Source organism: Acinetobacter sp. WZC-1 (assembly GCF_052544965.1).
Genome location: NZ_CP199370.1, coordinates 1,981,244 through 2,004,411 on the forward strand (window position 1 = coordinate 1,981,244; position 23,168 = coordinate 2,004,411).

Annotated in this window: 18 protein-coding genes and 1 pseudogene; 14 read left to right on the forward strand and 5 right to left on the reverse strand. The window is 46.3% G+C overall.

Going from position 1 to position 23,168, the window contains the following annotated elements:
• Window positions 1-40 precede the first annotated feature (40 nt).
• The 11 genes and pseudogenes from sbnA to ACT6PV_RS09245 all read left to right on the forward strand — a co-directional run bounded on the left by sbnA (window position 41) and on the right by ACT6PV_RS09245 (window position 16,972).
• Window positions 41-1,045: a 2,3-diaminopropionate biosynthesis protein SbnA gene (gene sbnA / locus ACT6PV_RS09195; protein WP_445116084.1), complete on the forward strand. Its 1,005-nt coding sequence runs from the start codon at window positions 41-43 to the stop codon at window positions 1,043-1,045.
• Between the two features lie 22 nt (window positions 1,046-1,067).
• On the forward strand, window positions 1,068-2,090 hold the full coding sequence (sbnB, locus tag ACT6PV_RS09200) for a 2,3-diaminopropionate biosynthesis protein SbnB (RefSeq protein WP_445116085.1): 1,023 nt from the start codon (window positions 1,068-1,070) through the stop codon (window positions 2,088-2,090).
• A 4-nt stretch (window positions 2,091-2,094) separates the two neighbouring features.
• A complete protein-coding gene (locus tag ACT6PV_RS09205) occupies window positions 2,095-3,786 on the forward strand; it encodes an IucA/IucC family protein (protein ID WP_445116086.1) in 1,692 nt (563 codons plus the stop codon).
• Window positions 3,787-3,789: 3 nt separating this feature from the next.
• On the forward strand, window positions 3,790-4,992 hold the full coding sequence (locus tag ACT6PV_RS09210) for an MFS transporter (RefSeq protein WP_445116087.1): 1,203 nt from the start codon (window positions 3,790-3,792) through the stop codon (window positions 4,990-4,992).
• Entirely contained in the window at window positions 4,992-8,552 is a 3,561-nt protein-coding gene (locus ACT6PV_RS09215) for an IucA/IucC family protein (protein ID WP_445116088.1), read from the forward strand. The genes ACT6PV_RS09210 and ACT6PV_RS09215 overlap by 1 nt, the downstream gene beginning before the upstream one ends.
• Window positions 8,545-9,309 carry an HpcH/HpaI aldolase family protein gene (locus ACT6PV_RS09220; RefSeq protein ID WP_445116089.1) on the forward strand — a complete coding sequence of 255 codons (765 nt, stop codon included), beginning with the start codon at window positions 8,545-8,547 and terminating at the stop codon, window positions 9,307-9,309. Before ACT6PV_RS09215 ends, ACT6PV_RS09220 begins: the two co-directional genes overlap by 8 nt.
• Before the next feature lie 370 nt (window positions 9,310-9,679).
• Window positions 9,680-11,761: pseudogene (locus tag ACT6PV_RS09225) on the forward strand (TonB-dependent receptor); the annotation flags it as partial.
• 335 nt (window positions 11,762-12,096) lie between these two features.
• Window positions 12,097-14,724 carry a DNA mismatch repair protein MutS gene (gene mutS, locus ACT6PV_RS09230; protein WP_445116090.1) on the forward strand — a complete coding sequence of 876 codons (2,628 nt, stop codon included), beginning with the start codon at window positions 12,097-12,099 and terminating at the stop codon, window positions 14,722-14,724.
• A 232-nt stretch (window positions 14,725-14,956) separates the two neighbouring features.
• Window positions 14,957-15,280, forward strand: coding sequence for a ferredoxin FdxA (gene fdxA / locus ACT6PV_RS09235; RefSeq protein ID WP_445116091.1), 324 nt, complete (start codon window positions 14,957-14,959; stop codon window positions 15,278-15,280).
• 134 nt (window positions 15,281-15,414) lie between these two features.
• Window positions 15,415-16,134, forward strand: coding sequence for a peptidase M15 (locus ACT6PV_RS09240; protein ID WP_445116092.1), 720 nt, complete (start codon window positions 15,415-15,417; stop codon window positions 16,132-16,134).
• A 172-nt stretch (window positions 16,135-16,306) separates the two neighbouring features.
• On the forward strand, window positions 16,307-16,972 hold the full coding sequence (locus ACT6PV_RS09245; protein WP_445116093.1) for an O-methyltransferase: 666 nt from the start codon (window positions 16,307-16,309) through the stop codon (window positions 16,970-16,972).
• Window positions 16,973-17,115: 143 nt separating this feature from the next.
• Here the strand turns inward: ACT6PV_RS09245 and ACT6PV_RS09250 are convergent, their stop codons facing one another.
• Window positions 17,116-17,343, reverse strand: coding sequence for a hypothetical protein (locus tag ACT6PV_RS09250; RefSeq protein ID WP_445116094.1), 228 nt, complete (start codon window positions 17,341-17,343; stop codon window positions 17,116-17,118).
• A gap of 269 nt (window positions 17,344-17,612) precedes the next feature.
• Between ACT6PV_RS09250 and ruvC the strand changes: the two genes are divergently transcribed.
• On the forward strand, window positions 17,613-18,158 hold the full coding sequence (gene ruvC, locus ACT6PV_RS09255) for a crossover junction endodeoxyribonuclease RuvC (protein WP_445116095.1): 546 nt from the start codon (window positions 17,613-17,615) through the stop codon (window positions 18,156-18,158).
• An 8-nt stretch (window positions 18,159-18,166) separates the two neighbouring features.
• On the opposite strand, the gene ACT6PV_RS09260 is transcribed toward ruvC, so the two are convergent.
• Genes ACT6PV_RS09260 through ACT6PV_RS09270 form a run of 3 tightly spaced genes read right to left on the reverse strand, consistent with a single transcriptional unit; the run spans window position 18,167 to window position 20,308 of the window.
• Window positions 18,167-18,511 carry a hypothetical protein gene (locus ACT6PV_RS09260; protein ID WP_445116096.1) on the reverse strand — a complete coding sequence of 115 codons (345 nt, stop codon included), beginning with the start codon at window positions 18,509-18,511 and terminating at the stop codon, window positions 18,167-18,169.
• A 31-nt stretch (window positions 18,512-18,542) separates the two neighbouring features.
• Entirely contained in the window at window positions 18,543-18,815 is a 273-nt protein-coding gene (locus ACT6PV_RS09265; protein WP_445116097.1) for an acylphosphatase, read from the reverse strand.
• Window positions 18,812-20,308, reverse strand: a complete 1,497-nt coding sequence (locus ACT6PV_RS09270) for an NAD(P)H-hydrate dehydratase (protein WP_445116098.1) — start codon at window positions 20,306-20,308, stop codon at window positions 18,812-18,814. Before ACT6PV_RS09270 ends, ACT6PV_RS09265 begins: the two co-directional genes overlap by 4 nt.
• Window positions 20,309-20,330: 22 nt before the next feature.
• Between ACT6PV_RS09270 and queG the strand changes: the two genes are divergently transcribed.
• Together queG and bioB are read left to right on the forward strand one after the other, a co-directional pair.
• A complete protein-coding gene (gene queG / locus ACT6PV_RS09275; RefSeq protein ID WP_445117080.1) occupies window positions 20,331-21,425 on the forward strand; it encodes a tRNA epoxyqueuosine(34) reductase QueG in 1,095 nt (364 codons plus the stop codon).
• Between the two features lie 304 nt (window positions 21,426-21,729).
• Window positions 21,730-22,719, forward strand: coding sequence for a biotin synthase BioB (gene bioB / locus ACT6PV_RS09280; RefSeq protein ID WP_445116099.1), 990 nt, complete (start codon window positions 21,730-21,732; stop codon window positions 22,717-22,719).
• Window positions 22,720-22,784: 65 nt separating this feature from the next.
• Here the strand turns inward: bioB and ACT6PV_RS09285 are convergent, their stop codons facing one another.
• Window positions 22,785-22,994, reverse strand: a complete 210-nt coding sequence (locus ACT6PV_RS09285) for a hypothetical protein (RefSeq protein WP_445116100.1) — start codon at window positions 22,992-22,994, stop codon at window positions 22,785-22,787.
• Window positions 22,995-23,168 lie beyond the last annotated feature (174 nt).

The following is a 23,168-nucleotide window of genomic DNA, read 5'->3' on the forward strand; positions in this document are numbered from 1 at the left end:
ATCATTACTATATGTTTTACATAGGGATAGAGCTTTAATCATGATCCATGAAAACATTCTCGAATGCATTGGAAATACACCGTTAATTAAACTATCCAGATTATTCCCGGAACGATCCATGACTGTGCTGGCAAAAATGGAAATGCTCAACCCTGGTGGAAGCATTAAGGACCGGCCTGCCCTTTATATGATCAATGAAGGTCTGAAAGCCGGCATTATAAAAAAAGGCAGCCATATTGTTGAAAGTTCATCCGGGAATCTTGCAATAGCGCTGGCCATTGCCTGCAAAATCCATCAGTTAAAATTTACAGCCGTTGTGGATCCCAAAATTGCGTCCGCCAACCTGCATATGCTGAAACTCTATAAAGCCAATATTGAAATGGTGACAGAAAAGGACGAAAACGGCGGCTATTTAAAAACCCGCATCAATACAGTGAAAAAGCTGTGTGAAAAACTTCCGGATGCCGTCTGGATCAATCAATATGCCAATCCCGACAACTGGAAAAGCCATTACTTTGGTGAAGCTGAAGAAATCATTCGTCAAATGGATGGAAAACCGGACTATCTGGTTGTTGGTGCCAGTACTTCCGGCACCATCATGGGCGTATCAAGACGTCTGAAGGAAGAATTTCCGGATTTAAAAATCATTGCAGTCGACATTGTCGGTTCAGTTTTATTTGGTGGTACGTCCGGCCCCCGGGACATTCCAGGTATCGGTGCAAGTGCAGTCCCGGCATTGCTTTCACCGGAAGAAATAGATCATGTCATTTATGTGGATGACTATGAGTCCGCATTAGGTTGCAGAGAACTGCTTGAACATGAAGGTATTTTTGCAGGGGGTTCCAGTGGTTCATCCGTTTCTGCAATTAAAAAACTGATTCCAGGCATCGCTGAAGGTTCCTGTGTGCTGACACTGCTGCCGGATCGCGGTGACCGCTACCTGGATTTAATCTATCAGGATGAATGGTTTGAAATGGTCAGACATAAACATTTCAGTCAGCAACACCTGCGCCCCCAAAACCCTGTTTTACAAAAAGTTTTTTAATTTCACTCATCAGGAAAGGTTTATGAGTCATTCAGCCACGCTTCGTTATTTAAGCCAATCAGATTTGTTAAGTCTTGGTGCAAATCATAGTAATGCCTTTATGGAAGCAATCACAGAAGGCCTGAAACTGCATGCCAGCCAGCAATTTGTACAGCCCTTAAAACCTTATTTACGCTGGCAGGGTGCGGACCATATCGCAGACAGAATTATTGCAATGCCCTGTTACCTGGGAGGAGATGATGCAATTGCCGGGATTAAATGGATTGGCTCGCGTCAGCATAACCCCACCCGATTCAACCTTCCCAGAGCAAGTGCCCTGATTGTCTTAAATGATGCAGAAACCAACTATCCGGTTGCCATCATGGAAGGCAGTCTGATCAGCGCCATGAGAACTGCAGCCATTACAGGTGTTTCCATTCAGTATCTTGCAAAAAAGAATTTTTCAGATGTGACCGTCATTGGCTGTGGTCCTATTGCACAAATGCAGATTAAAACCGTGCTTGAACAATATGCACAGACCCGCACCATACATTTATTCGACCTGAATCCCGATGCAGCAGAGAAACTGGCAGCAGTCTTCGGCACAGACTATCCTGAGGTCAGATTTGAAATCCATGCCAGTGCAAAGTCTGCCATAGAACATGCGGATGTCCTGATTACCTGCACTGTTTCAGATAAACCCTATATTCCCTTTGAATGGCTGAAACGCGGCTGCTTTATTTCCAATATTTCCATTATGGACATCGAACCGGATGTATTTTTAAAGGTGGATAAAGTCATTGTTGATGACTGGGATCAGTCAAACCGGGAAAAGAAAGTCATTAATGTGCTGGTCGAACAGGGACTGTTCAGCCGTGAAAAACTGTATGCAGAACTGGGGGAAATTATTACCGGACATAAAAATGGCCGGGACAATGATGATGAAATTATTTTATTAAATCCCATGGGCATGGCAATAGACGATATTGTCTGCGCACGCTGGTTTTTTAATGCAGCACAAAAACAAAACGCCGGCACTGTTCTGCCATTAATCCAGGAGAGCTGATCAGATGCTGGAGAGGATTTATACCCATCAGTTACAGAGAGTTATTGATGTTTTATACATGGAAAATTATGGAGATTTCCATCGCAATATCCATTTTAAAAATCCGTATTTAATCGTGGAAATTAACAGCGGACTGGATCTTTATTTCCATTGCGAAAAAATAAACAGTGTCAATCCTTTCCAGCTGTTAACCAGGACAATTCTCACGCATCATAAAATGGATGAAACCTTCCAGCACATTGCCATGCATGATGTGTTCAACGTTTTAACAGCCGCAACCTGGTGGCCGTCCGGCACCCATCAAAAAGCTGTTCGCTACTGGCATGACAATTTAAAAACTGCTGAAAAAATCCCACAGCTTCTGTCTCTTGCAGCAGCATCGCCGTCAAGCCTGGTCACCAGTGAATATTTATCGCTGGCCACTGATCGCCCATTTCATCCATTTGCCCATGCAAAGGGCGAATTGACGCCATTGGTGACCGAGCAGAGCATAGAAGTTTGCTGGTGGGCTTTTAAAACTGAAGATATCATCAATAACATGGACTCCATTCCGCATGAGTATTTGTTATCTGATGCCGAAAGCAATCTCTTACTGGAAAAGTTAGCAGACCTTTCAACGGAATACCTCCCTTTCCCGCTGCTGGAAACACAGCATAATTATCTCACACATGAGAAGAATCAATATGAGGCCATTGATTTAAATCATCGGACAGCAATTGGTCCACCGACATCATCATTGAGAACACTGATTTCTGAAAAAAAACCAGAACTGCATTTAAAACTGTCAACCAATGCAAAAACACTGGGGGCAATCCGCTCCATGCCAGCCCGATATCTGGCCAATGGACATGCTGCATATGATTTTCTGAATGAAGTCATTCAACAGGATCAGACACTAAGACCGATGCTTGAACTCAGTGATGAAACCCACTGGTGGGTGCTGGGGAAGAAGGAACCCATTGTACAGAATCAGGGTGTGCTGGGCTGTCAGATCAGATATTTACCGGCCTGGACCCGCGATGACAGCATCGTTCCCATCACCATGTCAGCCCTGAGCTGTAGTTATATAAACCCGTGGGAAAGCATGGGAATCCGCGGAGATGTCTGGTCATTGCTGGAGCAGCTGAGCAAAAACTTTATTCAGACATTCCTGAGCTTATGGTCTTACGGCATCATGCCTGAATGTCATGGGCAAAATACCGTGGTGTGTTATCAAAACAATCAATTTAAAAGTTTTATTTTACGTGATCACGATACGCTCAGAATCTGTCCGTCTGTCATTGAAGAAAATGGCTTGACCACACCTGTTTATTCAATTGATACCAGTACACCCAATAGTCTGGTATTAAAAACCAGAGAGGAATTACTGAATTATTTCATTACTTTAGGTATTCAGATTAATCTGTATCCCATTGCACTGGCATCGCTGAAATATACCACGCGTTCTGAAACTGATTTCTGGGACATGCTGCAACAGCAGATTTCCGGTTTCATGGCAAATAAAACACTGTCTGCACCGGCAGAAGAGTGTATCCGACAGCAGATTTTTGAGAAGACGGACTGGCCGTTTAAACAGTTATTTACGCCATTGCTTGCCCAGGAGCAGGACTCAACCAGTATGCCCAGCAAAATAGGCCGTACAGTAAACCCGTATCATGCCTTATATACCCCAGATTACGAGATGATGGATCAATAAGCTATGCGTCCTGTCACTCCGAACCATTTCATTTTGTTGCTCTGTCAGTTTTTTTCAACGTTTGGCCTCATGGTTTTAATTCCCATCATGCCATTGTATATGGAAAAAATGACGGCACATATGGGAATGCCCACCGTCTGGGCAGGTCTGGCGTTATCAGCACCGGCAATTGGCAGTTTATTTACCGCCCCCATTATTGGGCATTTTACAGATGTTTTTGGTCATAAAAAGGCCTTGCTGGTTTCATTAACCGGTTTTTGTATATCCATCATCATCATGGCTGAAGCCGTGCATTTGCTGGTTTTTATTTTCGGCCGGATTTTACTGGGCTTCTGTGGTCTGTCCGTGATTCTGACCGCTTATGTTTCGCATTTATCTGTACCGGCCAGACGGGGTACTGCCCTGGGACAGCTCCAGGGAAGTATTGCCCTTGCCTGCCTGTGCGGTCCAATAGCAGGCGGTCTGTTCATGGACCAGTGGGGGGTTGAAATACTGCTGGAATTCACCGCACTGATTGTGATTGTTCTCATGGTTTCAGCATTGTTTTTATTAAGCAACCCGCCCCCTTCAACTGAAAGCAAACACCCGCAAAGCGTTGCAGCTTCTCTTTTTCGTGACAGGTCAATCCTTTCATGGCTCAGTGCCGGGACACTGGTTCAGGCAGGTGCCTTTGGGCTGGTGTCCTGCTTTGTACTTTATATCGGTGAATTAAGCCGAATAACGCCGTTATCCCTGTCTGCCGCCAGTCTGACAGGCATTATACATGCCCTTTCCTGGGGAACTGCATTTGTTGCAGCAACCTATTGGGGTAAACGAAACGACAGCCGTGGCGATTGTCTGCATAACTTCGTGATAGCAGCATTCATCTGCGGCCTGACCATTTTTGTCTTGCCCTGGGTCTCAAACATCTGGCTGGTTCTTGTTTTAAGACTCATACAGGGATTCTGTTTTGCTGCATTAATCCCTTCCGTTTTACATACCATTACGCTGAAATTTGAAAACGCTGTCCAGGGAAAAGCGATCGGCATCACCAACAGCGCATTTGTACTGGGACAACTTTTTGGGCCTGTTACCGTGACACTGGCTTATTCATTTTTCAATATTTCCATCGCACTCATCTGTACATCCATATTTTTTATGGGTGCAGGATTAATCGTCATCCTGAATAAGATTTCAGCAAACAGCATTTTAGAAGAGGCAAAATAATGAATCAAATCATAGCAACGGATACGTGGTCCACAAAAATTTTTGAACAGTATCTGAATACTTTCTTCCGGGAGCTGCAAGTTAATCTTCAGGACCATCTGATCCCATCTGTCGACTCACCCCTGGCATCCCCAGACCACTCAGATGCTTATTATTTTTCCTATCCCTTCAAAGCTTCAGCACAGACTGTGCATGGCATCATTCGACATCTTTCCACAACGGGATATCATCAATATCATCCATTTTTTGGACTCAGCGGGAAAAATGGCCACACATTTCAAAACATGGATGACCCGGAATTACTGATTAAAATCATCACAGATGAACTGACTGCTTTATTTAAGGATAGAAGCCAGAACACCAATCTCCATGCAGAAATCAGGAACAGTATAGAAAACACTCAATTTTTCCTGAAAAACCGTCCACAGCAAACAGCCCTGCGCTCGCCGCATCTCAGCTTCCAGGCAGCAGAACAAAGCATGATGTTTGGACATCCTTTTCATGTCACCTCAAAAGCCAATCTGGGCTTCACCCAACAGGACATGAAAAAATACAGTCCTGAACTGGCAGCTGTTTTCCAGCTGCATTATTTTGCCGTTCAGCACAGTTTAGTCAAAACCCTGAAAAGTAAATCCGATTTTCAAATTCCCTATGAAGATGCCGTTCTGAAGAAAGCAAAAGAGGTTTTAGGAGATCGACTGGAAAATTATGATTTACTTCCCGTACATCCCTGGCAGGCCGGTTTCCTGCTCCAGCATTCTGAACTGAAACAATACCTGGATGATCAGCAGGTAATCCCGCTGGGTGCAGTGGGACAAATGGTCTGGCCGACCTCTTCGGTGAGAACCGTGTGGTTACCGGAGTCTCTTTTATTCCTGAAATTATCCATTGATGTACGTATTACCAGTTTTATCCGCAATAATCCACTGGATGAAATGGAAAGAGCCATTGATGCCAGTAAAATTATTCTGGATCATCAGATTAATCAACAATATAGCAGCCTGATGATTCTGCCTGAACTGGAGGCAAAAACCGTCAATATTGCCGGGCTTGAAAGTGCCTTTGGGATTATTTACAGAGCCGGTCTGACAACGGATGTGCTGGAAAACACCAGAATGCTGGGCGGACTGCTTGAAGACAATGGCAGGGACGAGTTGCCACTGGTCAAATTCATTCATCAGGCAGCCCAGCATCAGGGCATTCAGAATGCTGATTTAAAACAGTTTATTCCAGAGTGGTGGGCGCAATATCTCAAAGTCAGCTTAATTCCATTACTTGAGTTATTTGCCAGTAAAGGCATCAGTGTTGAAGCCCACCTGCAGAACAGCCTGATGGAGTTCAGCAATGGTATGCCGAACCGGTTAATCATTCGGGATATGGAAGGGATCAGTGTCGTTGCAGCGATGTTAGGCACAGACCGGTTCACCCGCATATCTGAAGCACCGATTGGCCAGGACAGTTCAGTCTGGTTCTCTGAACAGGATGCATGGATTTTTCTTAAATATTATCTGGTAATCAATCATATCGCCCATGTGATCAGTGCCCTGGCAAGATCCACAGCCGTAGAGGAAATAACACTCTGGCAAACCACCCGACATGTTTTAAAGCATGAGACCTTTACAGATCAAGGCCGTTATTACCGGGATTTACTGCTGAACTCAGTCAGCTTGCCCATTAAAGCAAATATGCTAAATACGCTGTATCATACGGGTGGAAATCCTGTCTGGATTGAGATTGACAACCCGCTGTATCAATATCGTGGTTTAACCGACCTCACCCCATTGCAACAGGAAAACAGTCCTGCAACCAGTCAGAAAGCCGAACAGCGGGTCATCGGCCAGTTACTGGAAGCCCTGATTTTTGAACATGCTGTCAAATATGAACTGGTCGGCAATCAAATTAAGTTTTTTATTTCAGCACATGTATTTTATAGCGCTTCCGCCACGCGCCACTTCAGTTTTAAACGAATTAAAATACTCACTTCAACATTATCCAGAACCGATGTAAATGAAAATACAATAACACCTGTCAGCTTAAAACAGGTACTGGCTGACTTAAAAAATATTGTGGAAGCCGACCCGCTGAAATGGCAAAATTTTTGTGATGAACTCTATCAGACCTATGTAAAACACGACCAGACCCTGGGCAGTACGCCTCACCAGCCACTCAGAACCCTGTCATATTTCGAACAGGAAGCCCGGGTGAATAATGCGCATCTGTATCATCCAAGTTTTAAATCCAGAATAGGTTTTGATCTGCATGAAAACAAAAAGTATGCCCCGGAGCTTTCAGAGGGTTTTCAGGTCAAATGGACTGCAATACACCGCAGTCTATGCAAAATAGTCTTAAGTTCCTCCTTAAACCTGGATCAACTCTACAAACAGCAGTTTTCCAGCCAGCAGCTTAAAAACATTCACCATGAATTAAGCCGCCATAAGCTGGATCATAACCATCTCAGTCTAAATGATTACATTCTCATGCCGATTCATCCCTGGCAGTGGGATAAAATTATTGCCATCTATTACCATGACGCAATCAAACAGCAACTGATTATTCCACTTGAATCCCGCGGACCTGATTATTTACCTCAGCAGTCGATCAGAACATTATCCAATATCACGGATATCACAGCATTTTCCCTGAAATTGTCCATGAACCTGGTCAATACTTCAACGTCCCGGGTACTGGCGCCTCATACCGTGCAGAATGCGGCAAAAATGAGTGACTGGTTAGCAAAAATTGTAGCGGATGACCAGGTTTTAAACCCTGCACATAAACCAGTTATTCTCAGGGAAATCGCAGGAATTTCTGTTCAGCAGCAGATTGCCCTGCCGGTCCAGTACGGCGCACTTGCATGTATCTGGCGCGAAAGTATTTATCATTATTTAAAAGATGGCGAATCTGCAACACCTGTGACCGGGCTGATGCAGGTGGATACCGATGGTAAGCCTGTCATTGATGACTGGATCCGCCAGTATGGACCGGATTTTTGGTTAAAACATCTTTTTCAGCATGTCTACCTCCCCATCATGCATATTTTATGGAGCCATGGCCTGGCCCTGGAATCACATGCCCAGAATATGCTCCTCGTTCACAAAGAAGGTTTGCCCATTAAGGCTGCATTAAAAGACTTTCATGATGGAATCCGCTTCAGCAGGCATCTGCTCAGAGAGCCTCAGTTATTGCCGCAGTTGCAGGATGCTCCCCAGGAACACGCAAAAATTAATCCCAACTCCTTTCTGGAAACTCATTCCCCGGATGAGTTACGCGATTTTACTCAGGATGCATTATGGTTTGTCAATTTAGCCGAACTGTCGATCTTCCTGAATCAGCATTATGATTATGAAGAAATCAGATTCTGGACACTGTTACGCACGACTATTGATGAACACAAAGCAGCACACCCTGAATTTTCCGATCGTTATGCACTTTTTAACTTTACAGATGACACCATGGATATTGAACAACTGGCAAGCCGGCGGTTCTTACCTGAAATTCGACTCAGAGTACAGACCATCCAGAACCCCCTGAGTTTTATTCAGGAGTTTGAGTATGAATAAAATCAGTCTTAAACAGCGTATTCAGAATAAGGAAAATCTGTATGGCCTGTTTTGCTCTATAGGTTCCCCTATTGCAGTAGAACAAATGGCACTCGCCGGCTACGATTTCATCATCATTGATCTGGAACATACACTGTTCAGCAATGCTCAGATTGAAAGCATGATCCTGGCAGCAAGGGGATTTTGTCTGGATGTATTGGTTCGTGTGCCCTTACAGGCCTCACATATGATCTACCCGCTCATGGATGCCGGTGTCGCCGGCATTGTATTTCCGCGGATTGAAACTGCAGCCGAAGCCAGACAGGCAGTTGAACTCTGCCACTATACTCCGCTGGGCTCCCGGGGTCTGAATTCAACCCGACTGAATGGCTATGGAACAGATGACTTAAAAAAATCTGTTGAACATGCTCATCAAAGCACCATCGTCATGCTGATGATTGAAAGCATGAACGGTGTAGAGCAACTGGAATCCATTTTAAGCATTGATGGTATTGATATTATTCTGGAAGGTGCAGCGGATCTCTCACAATCGATGGGAATCCCCTGGGAAACGCAGCATCAGAAAGTCAAAAAAATTCTGGATGATATACATGCAAAAACTGTTCGGGCCGGAAAAACTTTCTGCGCCATCCCCAGAAAAACTGAAGACATTCATCACTGGCAAAATGCAGCCGTTCATCTGTTTGTGCTGGGGGATGACCGGAGTATTGTCAGACGGGCCCATCAGCAGCATCTGAATGCATATAAAGGTACATAGTAAGGCCGTTCTCTACATACACAGCACACGTTTCAGCGGCACTGCGTATTCAGCCCTTATTCCGGCCAGCTGACAACATGAATCAGCGTCTATTTTTTGACTTATTACCCGTCATCTGATTGCACAGGTACATTTTTCTGGTGTTCACATTCAATAAACTCTACAAATCGTAATAATTATCATTATAATATTCGCAACTAAAGCACCTTGGGGGTAAATAATGAAAAGTGGGATCAATAAAATGAATAAACAGCGTTTTCAGCAAAACTATCTGGCTTCACTGGTCTCCATAACCGGTTTGCTGTGTTTTCATCCGGCACATGCCGACAACTCACAGAAACCCCAGGATGACTCAGAGCAAGTACAATCTCTGTCCACCATTACCATTACCGCAGCGCGGACTGATGAAGTGCAGACCTCTTCAAAGCAGGTCACCAAACTGGACGAAAAACAAATCGGCCTGTTAAAAAATGCGTCATCCGGCAATATTGCAACCGTGCTGGCAAAAGCTGTTCCAGGTCTGTCTGACTCAAGCCGGACCATTACCGACTTTGGCCAGACCCTTCGTGGTCGTAATGCCCTGATCCTGGTGGACGGTGTTCCCATGAACCTGACCCGGGACACCTCAAGAGGACTGTCTGCAATTGATCCGGAAAGCATCAGTCAGATTCAGGTCATTCGCGGCAGTAGCGCCATTTATGGCAGTGGTGCAGCCGGGGGGATTATCTCCATTTCCACAAAACCCGCCGGCGGTGAACCTACAGCCAAAACTGTGATCGGCCTGCAGAGCTCACTGACCAATCCCCGCTCAGATGCACTCGGTGGCGACATTCATCAATATTTTACCGGCAGCCTGAACCAGCTGGACTATGCACTGGACTTTGGTTATCAGCGTATTGGCAGCCCTTATGACTCAAGAGGAGACCGGGTCGCACCGGAACCCAGTCAGGGTGATCTGTTTGATGCAGACGCCTATAGTATCGGCACCAAACTGGGTTATCACATCAATGACGACCAGTATCTGCAATTTGCAGCCAACTACTATAATGCCGAACAGGATTCTAACTATGCATCCGATCCAGGCGTTGCCTCCCTGCCGCCTGGCAGCGTGCCGGCAAGGGCCATCAAGGGATTACAACTGGACAAACAGAATAAAAATGAAAATCAGATTTATAATTTAAGCTATACCCATAAAGACCTCTGGGGCAGTAAGCTGGATGCCCAGCTGTACTATCGGGATTTTTTCACCCGTTTCTCCCCCTTTGATGCCCGGCAAGTCAGTAACCGCGGCAATCAGGTCGATCAAGTGTACCAGGAAAACAAGGTTTTTGGCAGCCGTTTAACTGTCAACACCCCACTCGAATTCCTGGGAGAAACCTCCATTGTCTGGGGCGGTGATTTCAGCCGGGAAAAAAGTAAAATGCCGCTGGATATCTTTGATCCTGACATTTATGATCAGTCCGGCGGTCTGAGTTTTGTAAAAATAGGGAACCTCCTTTACTTACCGGAACTGACCACACAAAGTGTCGGTGCCTTTGCACAGCTGAAACACAAATTTAATGACCAATGGTCAGCCGAGGTCGGCACACGCTATGAAGACAGTTATGCTGAAATCGACTCATTTATTCCACTGTCCCAACTCAGCATCTCCCCCCCATACACAGTGCCGGGTGGCAAAGTCAAAGCGGATGCCTGGCTGTATAACGGGAATATCACCTACTCTCCGACCGACGGACAGTCCATTTATGCATCATTTAACCAGGGCTTCCAGTTACCGGATGTCGGTGTGGTAATCCGTACTGCAACCACCGGATTTAATCTCAACTCCTCTTTCCTTGAACCCGTCAAAGTTGATAATTATGAACTGGGCTGGAAAGGTGACTTTAATAATCTTTCCTCGAGCGTGGCTGTATTTCACTCCACTTCAGATCTGGGTGGGGTCCAGTCATTCAACAATGGCTTGATTCTTGCCCGGACCAAAGAAAAAATTACCGGTGTTGAAGCCACTGCAGACTATTCAGATGACCATAATATCTGGGGTGCCGGCGGCAGTGTCACCTGGATGAAAGGCCGGGAAAAACCACAGAATAGCAGTACTGAACAGGACATGACCGGTTTCCGTATTCCGCCTTTAAAACTGACCTCCTATATTTCATACAATCCGACCGATACATGGAGTAACCGTTTACAAGCCACCTATTTCGGTTCAAAAGATTATCGTCTGAATGGTATGAACGGTTTTGGGCGTTATGATGTCAAGAGTTATACCACTGTCGATTTACTCAGCAGTTTTGCACTCAACAAGAAAGACACCATTACGCTGGGGCTGGAGAATATGTTTAACCGTAAATACTATCCTCTCTACAGTCAGTTATTACGGAATAGCAATAATACCAGTCATCTGGCGGCTGCCGGCACCACCTTTAAAGTGTCGTATAGCCATCAATGGTAATTCCGGAGCGCTGAAAAACATCGCTATCGCTGACAGAGCAGCAGTCTGATATCAGACTGCTGCCTGATCTGATACTGAAGGTTCTTCATTTCATCAGCAAAGTACAGACATCCACAACATACCTAAAAACCATGCTGAGCTGATGCATATTTTATTTCTGAAATATCGGTCATTTTGTTACTATAAAAATAATGTGCTGTCACCATCCGATTCAGCCTGAATCACTGAACCTGTATCCGTCCACTGATCATATGGGATTTCATTGCATCAAAATGGAATCAGCCACACACTTTAAAAATTGACTGAATTGTTTGTATTGAAAGGTTTTTAACAACATGAGCATGGATATAGAAAAAATTGATCTCTCCTCCCACACCCCAATGATGCAGCAATTCCTGAATGTCAAACGGCAACATCCCCATTCATTACTGTTTTACCGTATGGGGGATTTTTATGAATTATTTTTTGATGATGCACATAAGGCAGCCAGACTGCTGGGAATTACACTGACCCACAGAGGCAAGAGTAATGGTGACCCCATTCCCATGGCAGGTGTGCCCTACCATGCCGCTGCCGGCTATCTAGCACGACTGGTCAAGGCCGGTGAAACCGTAGTGATCTGTGAACAGGTCGGTGAAGTCACCGGCAAAGGTCCGGTGGAACGGGCCGTTGTCAGAATTCTGACCCCGGGCACCCTGACCGATGACAGCCTGCTGACTGCAACACAAAGCTCCAATCTGGTTGCCCTGTGCCTGCAGCAGAATCAAATTGGTATCGCACTGCTTGATTTAAGCGCAGGCCTATTTAAGGTCCAGCAACAGCAATTTCAGGCCGAACAGCTCGCCATTGAACTTTCCCGTTTAATGCCCAGTGAACTGCTGGTGGATGAAGACCTGGTCGATCCGAACATTATTGAACAGATTAAAAAACAGATTGACTGCCCGGTAACCCGGCGGCCCAATGTAGATTTTAATTTGAACAATGCCCAGAAAACCCTGTCTGATCAGTTCAATGTCTCTACCCTCTCAGGCTTTGGTATTGATCACCTGCCACTGGCTAAAGCCGCCGCCGCCGCCCTGATTCACTATGCCCGGGAAACCCAGAAAACTGCCTTACCCCATATTCGTTCCATCCAGCTGGAACAAAGCACTGACTTTATTGCACTGGATCCGGTGACCCGACGCAATCTGGAAATTATTGACCCATTGTTTGAACATGGCACCTCATTATTTTCATTGATTAATGATTGCCAGACAGCAATGGGTGGACGACTGCTGAGCCGTACACTCATGCAGCCGATCCGCGATAGCGTATTGCTGGATCATCGCCTTGATGCCACGGGTGCCCTGCTTAAAGGCTATCATGAATCGCCGGTACGTATTGTGCTGAAGGAAATTGGCGATATTGAACGTGTCCTGAGCCGGATCGCACTGAACAGTGCCCGCCCCAGAGACCTGGTCCAGCTGCGTCAGGCCTGTGCCCAGATTCCATTTCTCAGACATGCCATTCAGCCCATGCTGCAATCCGGGCAGGTGCAGCTGATTCAGCAGCTCAATGAAGAACTCGGTGATTTTAACGGATTACATCAGCGCCTGATGGCGGCAATTGTGGAAAATCCGCCTGTGCTGCTGCGGGATGGTCATGTCATTGCCGAAGGTTTTGATGATGAACTGGATGAACTGCGTAAAATCCGTGATCACGCCGGACAATTCCTCATTGATCTGGAAATTCAGGAACGTGAGCGCACCGGAATCAATACCCTGAAAATCAGCTATAACCGGGTCAGTGGCTATTATATCGAACTGACACGGGCCCAGGCGCATCAGGCACCTGATCATTATATCCGCCGGCAGACCCTTAAAAATACGGAACGCTATATCACACCGGAACTCAAGACATTTGAAGACAAAGTACTTTCCAGCGAATCACGGTCACTTGCCCGTGAAAAACTGTTGTTTGAAATGTTGCTGGAAGAACTTCGCGCAGATATTGCCGGTTTACAGATGATGAGCAGTGCCATTGCTCAGCTTGATGTCCTGTCCAACTTTGCCCATCAGGCACGCTTAAGAAACTGGGCCCGGCCTGAATACAGTCCGGAAATCGGTATTCAGATTCATGCCGGCCGTCATCCGGTGGTGGAAGCCCTGAATAAAACACCCTACACACCCAACGACACCACCCTGAATTTTAATCACCGCATGGCCATTATTACCGGCCCGAATATGGGCGGTAAATCCACCTTCATGCGTCAGACGGCCTTAATTACTCTGCTTGCATACTGTGGTAGTTTTGTCCCTGCAAAAAGCGCCCGTTTAGGGCCAGTCGACCGTATTTTTACCCGGATCGGTTCCGCCGATGATCTGTCTTCCGGAAAATCCACCTTTATGGTTGAAATGACAGAAACCTCACAGATTCTGCATCATGCCACCAATCAGTCGCTGGTGCTGATGGATGAAGTCGGCCGTGGCACCAGTACCTATGATGGCTTATCACTGGCCTGGGCCTGTGTGCTGGATCTTACTCGCCGGATCAGATGTCTGTGTCTGTTTGCCACCCACTACTTTGAACTGACTGAGCTGGGCCGGGAGTCCGCCATTGACAATTATCATGTCACTGCAAAAGAGCTGAATGGTAATCTGGTGCTGTTACACAAAGTCCAGCAGGGCCCTGCCAGTCAAAGTCACGGTTTACAGGTGGCAAAGCTTGCCGGCATTCCTGCGGGTGTCATTAAAGAGGCACAAAAACGGCTGCACATCCTGGAAAAACAGCAACAACAGCAATTACAGTCTGTGGTACAGAATGATCTATTTGCTGAAATGGATGCTGAACCTGAAGCCGCACAGATTGTTGTGGAAATTGAAAAACATTCACCAGTACTGGATGCACTGAGTGAACTGGATGTGGATAATCTGACCCCGCGTGAGGCACTGGAAAAACTGTATGCGCTGAAACAGCAACTGTAACGCTTTTTCAGGCTGCAAATTCCACTGCAATACAGATCAACTGTATGAAAAGTCACCTGAACATGGTGGCTTTTTGCTGATACGCTCAGAAATTAAGCGGTTTATTCAGTTTTTACTGCAAACAGTAGTCCTGCATATAATAAATATCAATAAAAGCAATTGTTAGTTGCCACACTTTTTGCCTAAAATACACCCTTGTTAATGAGAACCATATTTTTAGGTAGCTGACGCCATGACCTTTGTTGTCACTGAAAATTGTATTAAATGTAAATACCAGGACTGTGTGGAAGTCTGCCCGGTTGACTGTTTCTATGAAGGTCCGAATTTTCTGGTCATCAATCCAGATGAATGTATTGACTGCGCACTGTGTGAACCTGAGTGCCCGGCAAATGCAATTTTCTCTGAAGATGAATTACCGGAAGGTCAGGAAGTATTTCTTGAACTGAATACTGAACTTTCCCAGCAATGGCCGAATATTACCCAGATCGGTGAACAACCTGCTGACCGTGAAGAATGGAATGGCAAACCGGATAAACTGCAATATCTGGAAAAATGAAAAAAAGATCAGCACATGCTGATCTTTTTTCATTTTTCAAACTGGAAGCATACATTTATTTGCAATTTATGCAAAATGCCTGCACTGAATTAGACTAGAATAATTAGCTATAGTCTGTATTTAAATAATTTAAAATGAAAGATATTTTAAAGGGTTTGCTGAGTCTGACTGCTGTTGCACTGACAATGGCCGGATGCAGCTCTTCCCCGCAAAAAAGCCAGGCAAGCGCTGCCCCAGGTGGTCAGCGCATTTATATCCCCCAGGAAAAAATCATCGTTCAGCGGCCTGTTCCGGCCAAAGTCATGCCGGCGTCCTATCGCCAGTGGTTAATGGACAGTAATAACCAATCACGTGCGCGCGCCTACGAACGTTTCCTGGAACAAAATAATGTAGGGCATATCATTCCCAATTTTGAACTGTATCGAACAGCACGTGACTGGCAGAAATGTGGTCGCTCTGAATACATGATCCCCAGCCAGGAAATCTGGAAAAATCAGATTCCCACCCTGAAAATCTTTAAATATCTGATTGCAGCCAAAGTACTGACTGACTTTGAAGTCACCTCTGTATACCGGGATATGCCGCTGAATCAATGCGCCGGTGGTGCAGGTTCATCACGGCATTTATTTAACTCTGCCATTGACTTCCGGATCGGGCATGCTGACCCACAACCCGAAGATTATGCCTTTATTGAAAATACCAAATTCAAACTGTGTCAGTTCTGGGCTCAGTATGGCCAGAGCCTGAATATGGGCCTGGGGCTGTATGCATCCGGACAGATTCATATCGACTCACAGGGCTATCGGACCTGGGGACCGGATTTATCCCGCAACAGCTCCATGTGTCATTTTTAAACAATAGACACATGGCCACAGCCGATCAACCCCTGGTGATTCGCCAGGGATTCATCAGACCAATATTCACCCGGCAACATGCTGCCTAAAAAATGTCCGGAAATTCAGACGGAAATTGCACTCTGCCCTGAAAAGTTTAAAATGCACTGAACGCAATACGGACAATCACATTATGCAGCAGCGCTGGTCAGCTATGGATGCTTATATCGAGGCACATTTACTGCCGGAAGATCCCACCCTTCAGCAGGCGTTTCAAAATACCGAAGCACACGGACTTCCTGGCCATCTGGCTGTAGCGCCAAACCAGGGAATGCTGCTGCAGATGCTGATACAGATGAATCGCTGTAAACGCGTACTCGAACTGGGCACCTTCACTGCCTACAGCACCTTATGGCTTGCCCGGGCACTGCCACAGGACGGTTATATTCTGACCATTGAAGCCCGGGATATTCATGCTGTCCGGGCACAGGAAAATATTGACCAGGCCGGGCTGCCACAAACCATTGAGCTGAAAGTCGGACGGGCCACTGAAATTTTAAAATCCCTGCCGCCGGGTTTTGAACCTTTTGATTTTATTTTTATTGATGCCGATAAACAAAGCTATCCGGAATACCTGGAACTCTGTCTGAATTTTTCACATTCCGGTACCGTCATTGTGCTGGATAATGTAATTCGTGCCGGCGATATCCTCAATGCTGAAAACCATAAACCAAGCATTGAAGGGATACGGACCATGTACCGCTTAATGCAGAATCATCCACGGCTTTTATCCAGCACGGCCCTGCAGACTGTCGGCAGCAAAGGCCATGATGGTTTTGCCATTGCCATCGTCAAATAATCCATTATGCCCGGGCGTCATACCCATCCAGTCAGAAAAGACACATTGGCCTGCTTTATAACAACGCGCAGTAAGCACCGGATGGTTCCATGGATACTGCGCTGCTCAGACAAGCCATGGCAAAATGGTGTTGCTTACAGCTGTTACTCTATTTCCAGATAATGCTTTTCCGGCACAATTTTAATTTTAATATTCCTGAATGTGCGTTCCAGCGCCTTGCCCTCGACCCCTTCCAGCGATAATGCAAATTTGTCTTCACGCTTCAGTCTGGCAAATGTCTTATAACCAATCAGAATTCTATTGGGCTGGTTTCCTTTGCTACTGAAGCTTTCAATTGCTTTTTGTAATGCGGCGTAGCTTACATATTTCATTTGAGCAAACCCTGTGGTGATGTCACTATTTTATAGCAATGATTTATGACTGAAAAATAAAATACGGCGCTAAAATACAGAACTTCAATATGTTTTTTTCTGAGCCTCGCCTGTTCCTGATGGAATGCATTGATCTGGCCCGCCGCTAAGCAAATGTTTTACATCAGTTTTATCCAATAAATTTTTATGCGGAAAAATATAAATTTTTACACACAAAACAACAATGAAATCATATAATTACTCATGCATGCATTCCATCAGGTTCAGATATGGCATTAATTATCGGTATTGACCCGGGTTCCCGCTTAACCGGCTATGGCATTATTCAGAAAGAAGGCCAGCAGCTGCGTTTTATTGACGCCGGGACCATCCGTACCGAGACGGCCGAAATTCCCGAACGTCTGAAAAGAATATTTGCCGGAATAGAACGGATTGTGAAATATCATGGTCCGACTGAAGCGGCCGTTGAACAGGTCTTTATGGCACAGAATCCGGATTCCGCCCTGAAACTGGGACAGGCACGTGGTGCTGCCATCGCCGCCCTGGTCAATCTGGATTTACAGGTTGCAGAATATACGGCACGACAGATCAAGCAATCTGTGGTGGGTTATGGCGCTGCCGATAAGGAACAGGTCCAGATGATGGTGATGCGGCTACTGAATCTGAGCATTCAACCTCAGGCCGATGCTGCCGATGCCCTGGCAGCAGCCATTTGCCATGCCCATGCATCTGGCAGCATGAGCAAAATGATGGTTCTAAATGCGCTGGGCGGTATGGCACGTGGCCGCAGCCGTTATAGTAACCGCCGGCGCTGAGCTGATTTTTATCGCCCAGGGGGCAAATAAGCCGCCACATCTTTTTTAATCTCCCGGATGGAAGGCTGCTTCGCATAGGTAATGGTGACTCTTTTACCAAACTGACGCACATTCTTTTTCTGATTCGGATCAACTCTGATGACCACAAGCTCCTCAGGCTGCTGGCGCTGATTCATTTCACAGATTATGATGGTGTCGTGTTTTTCAATCACCGTGTACTGACTGAACGCTGCCTGAACCTGTTGTTTCAGCGTTTTTTTACCGGATGCACCCAGCCGGCTGCCCATTTGTGTATAAATAATCATCAAAATACACAAGGCAAATACAATGGCAACAATCAAATATTTATCCACACTCATTTCCCATGACTTTTTCAATCAGCAGTTATCTGATCATCTTAAATTCTGTAAAACCCTCAGCCCCATCCAGCACGGTCTGTTCGACATGTTCCACCCGTGAGCGCAACGGACCGATATAACTCTGCTGAATCATGGTCAGTAAATTCTGTTCGGAACCGCTGATCACTGCTTCAACCGTACCATTCTCCAGGTTTTTTACATAACCCTTTAAATCAAGCTGCCGGGCTTTTTGTTCAAACCAGCGGCGATAGCCTACCCGCTGTACCACACCTGAAATGATCAATTTGATGGTTTTCATGATAAATGTCCCTGGTGAACGTCGCCGCCCTGATTGACCACACGGTAAACGGCTTCAATCATCTGCTGTGCCTGTAATCCACGCATTCCCTGTCGTGCCAGTACATCGCCGGCCAGTGCATGTAAGCTGACAATCTCATGTAAATGAATCTGATCCTGAAACTGTGCCTTTAAACCGGCAAGCATGCCCGCCAATACATCGCCCATGCCTGCTGTCGCCATACCGGCATTCCCTGCGGTACAAATCCACAACTCATCTTCCAGTGTCAGGCTGCCGGCACCTTTTAGCACCCATTGCCCTGCATAGCTCTGCTGCAATTGATGAATGGCACTGATCCGGTCTGATTCCACCTCACTGACCGAAATATGCAGTAATTTTGCTGCCTCACCCGGGTGCGGCGTGACATAAGTCTGCTGTTTCAACCGGACAGGATGCAATGCCAGCCACCATAAAGCATCTGCATCCAGGACCAGTTGCACATGCTGTGCTGCATTCAGAGCAGGAAACCATTTTAAAAACTGCTGCTCCGACCAGCTGTCCCGTCCCAGTCCCATGCCAAAACTGACAGCATTCGCCTGACGGATTAAATCCTGCATATCCGCTGTTGTCATGGTATTCATGTCACGGATCATGATATTCGGTGCACGGGCCAATATGGCCGCATGGTGTTTTTCATGACAGACAACAGTCACTTTGCCGGCACCGGCACTGAATGCAGATTCGGCAGCCAATATGGCAGCACCCCCCATGCTGGCATGACCGCCTACAATCAGCACATGCCCATAGTTGCCTTTATGACCCGTCGCCTGTCGTACCGGTAAATCCATCTGCACCGGTGACACACGGGCCAGCACCTTCAGTTCTGCATCGACCGGAATCAGGGATATAACCCTGAGCTGTCCGGCATATTCCCGCCCCTGACCGGTCAGTAAACCGGCCTTTAAACCCAGTGCAGTCAATGTCCAGTCTGCCCTGATGGCGCAGGTTAAAACCTGCCCGGTATCAGCATGCAGACCGCTGGGCAGATCAATGGCAATCTTAAGCCCCGACTGGTTGTTAAAATGATGAATCACCTGCTGCCATTGTGTATCCAGCGCCCGGTTCAGCCCAATACCAAACAGGGCATCAATATGACAATCAAACTGCTGTTGCGGCTGAAAACCCGAATGCATCAACAGCTCGTGCAGTCTGGCAGATTCAATTGCGCAATTCAGTACCGGTGATTCGCCCACCTGTGCTGCAAAAATTTCAACCACATAGCCGCGCTGTTTTAAAAAGCCGGCAATACAATAACCGTCTCCGGCATTATTTCCCGGACCACACCATAGCGCAATTTTTTGGATATTCAGCCGGGATGATGAAAATATGCGTTCCAGTTGCTGTGTCATACACCAGGCAACCTGCTGCATTAAACCATAGGCACTATTCTGCGCAGAGAACCATCTTTGTTCCCATGCCTGAATATCCCGGCTATGATAAACTTGCTGCTGCATGTTTCTGATCCTGTATTCAATTATGTCGGCCATTCGCTCTTCACAGCATATTCCCATGCAGCAGCTGGATCCTGAAGCCTTAAAAGCATGGATTAAAGCACAGGCACTGCAATTGGGCTTTGCTGATTGTGTCATTGCAAGACCTGATGCTCAAGCTGAATTGCCACGACTTCGGGAATATCTGGCACGCGGCTATCATGGCAATATGAAATTCCTGCAAGAAAATCTGGAAAAACGTGCAGATCCGACCTTATTGGTGCCGGGTACCCGCAGTATTATCTGTGTGCGGATGAACTATCTGGTGGAAACACCCAAAGCCCGGCATATTCCAGACCAGCCCAACACCGCAATTATTGCACGATATGCCCGTGGCCGGGATTATCATAAAATCCTGCGCGGTCGCCTGAAACAGCTGGCCACACGCATTCGTGAAAAAACCGGCTCCTTTGAATCCCGCCCTTTTGCAGACTCTGCACCGGTATTTGAAAAATCACTGGCCGAAAATGCCGGCATGGGGTGGACCGGAAAACACACATTACTCATTCATAGGCAGTCAGGATCATTCTTTGTACTGGGTGAATTATTTACTTCACTGGAGCTGCCTTTTGACCTACCTGCCACCGCACATTGCGGTTCATGTACTGCCTGTATTGATATCTGCCCCACCCAGGCCATTGTTGCACCCTACAGCCTGGATGCACGTAAATGCATTGCTTATCTGACCATAGAATATCAGGGCATTATTCCAGCCGGATTGCGCCGTGGTATTGGCAACAGGGTATTCGGCTGTGACGACTGTCAGTTAATCTGTCCCTGGAACCGTTTTGCCAGAAAAGCATCCATTGCCGATTTCAATCCACGACACGGTCTGGATCATATCAGCCTGCTGGAGTTATGGCACTGGAATGAAGCAACTTTTCTGGAACGCACCGAAGGCAGCCCAATTCGGCGCACAGGTTATCAGAGTTTTATGCGAAACATTGCCATTGGACTTGGAAATGCACCATATTCAGCCAGCGTTGTGGAAACTTTAAAGGCATCCAGATCGCAGCATGATGAGATTGTGCAAGTCCATATTGATTGGGCAATTGCCGAACAATATGGCAAGCAGGTATAACAGCACCATCTTTTCCCGGTCAGCAACTGAATATGCAGCCCTGCCCACTTTGCTGCAAAGTCCAGTCATTCTTCCTGTTTTAGCCGTCAGTTCACCGAAGTTCTGAATGCTACATAAACAAAAACGACAGATGAATCACCCGAAATATTTACCGGCCTGGTCACTGAAATACAGCCTTTACACTTTTGCTGTGCTTATACATTCCACTGTTAAATCTACTGAAATTTGTACATTTCTGCGCTTTGGTTCTGGCATGATTTGTGTATGATAGGCATGATAAATAATGATTTCGTGGATTTAATCAATGACTGTACGTAATGACTGGACTCGTGAAGAAATTCAGGCTTTATATGAACAACCTTTCCTGGACCTGGTATTTAAGGCACAGCAGATTCATCGTGAACACTTTGATGCCAATACCATTCAGGTCAGTACTTTGCTTTCCATTAAAACAGGCAAATGTCCTGAAGATTGCAAATACTGTTCACAGTCCGCACATTATGACTCCAGTCTTGAAGCAGAAAAACGCATTGCCGTGGAAAAAGTCATCCAGGAAGCAAAGGAAGCACTTGCTTCAGGTTCTTCCCGTTTCTGTATGGGTGCTGCATGGCGTAATCCGCATGAACGTGATATGCCCTATGTGCTGGAGATGGTCCGTGAAGTCAAAGCGCTGGGACTGGAAACCTGCATGACGCTGGGTATGCTGAATGAATCACAGGCAGGCCGTTTAAAGGAAGCCGGGCTTGATTACTATAACCATAATCTGGATACATCCCGCGAATACTATTCCCACATTATCAGTACCCGGACCTTTGATGACCGTCTGAACACCCTCGACTTTGTCCGTCAGGCCGGAATGAAAGTATGCAGTGGTGGGATTGTCGGACTGGGAGAAAACCGTCAGGACCGTATTGGTCTGTTGCAGGAATTGTCCACTCTTCCGGTACATCCCGAATCAGTACCGATTAACATGCTGGTCCCAATTGACGGTACGCCCCTGGCCAATGTTGAAAAACTGGATGTCACCGAATGGATCCGGACCATTGCCGTAGCCCGGATCATCATGCCGCACAGCTATATTCGCCTTTCGGCAGGCCGTGAATCATTGAGTGACTCAGATCAGGCATTGGCTTTCATGGCCGGTGCAAATTCGCTGTTCAGTGGTGAAAAGCTGTTGACTACGCCCAATGCCGGTGAAGGCAGGGACAAACAACTGTTTACTAAGCTTGGACTGGTTGCAGAAAAAGCAAAGCCAACAATTGCAGAACTGACCATTGACGCCATGGCAAGTTAAATACCGATATTTCACAATGAAAAGCCCGGTTTTCACGCCGGGCTTTTTTATTGCCTGCTTTCCACTCAGGAAGTCACCAGTACACCATATGCTGCATTCAGATACTGACCCGGACGAATCAGATCTGAACCATTGGCATGATGCACGGTCAACTCCCTGCTCAGGGTATCGTAGTGAAAGGAATCAAAACAATCCTGATGATGACAGAGCCATATCAGGGTATCGGCCAGATGATCATTCACGCGCCAATAGGTCTCACTAAAATTTTCAGACATCTTTCACCTTCTTCGAGCATTCACATGAAACGCCGTTGACAGTTCACCGGCAACTCAAGTGGCAGTCAATCCGGCTTGCCGGTTTTTTACTGCATCGCGCACCCATACAGCACAGCATGATCCCCGGCCGGATGAATGACAGTATAATTCAATGAAGATACAATGGAATGAATG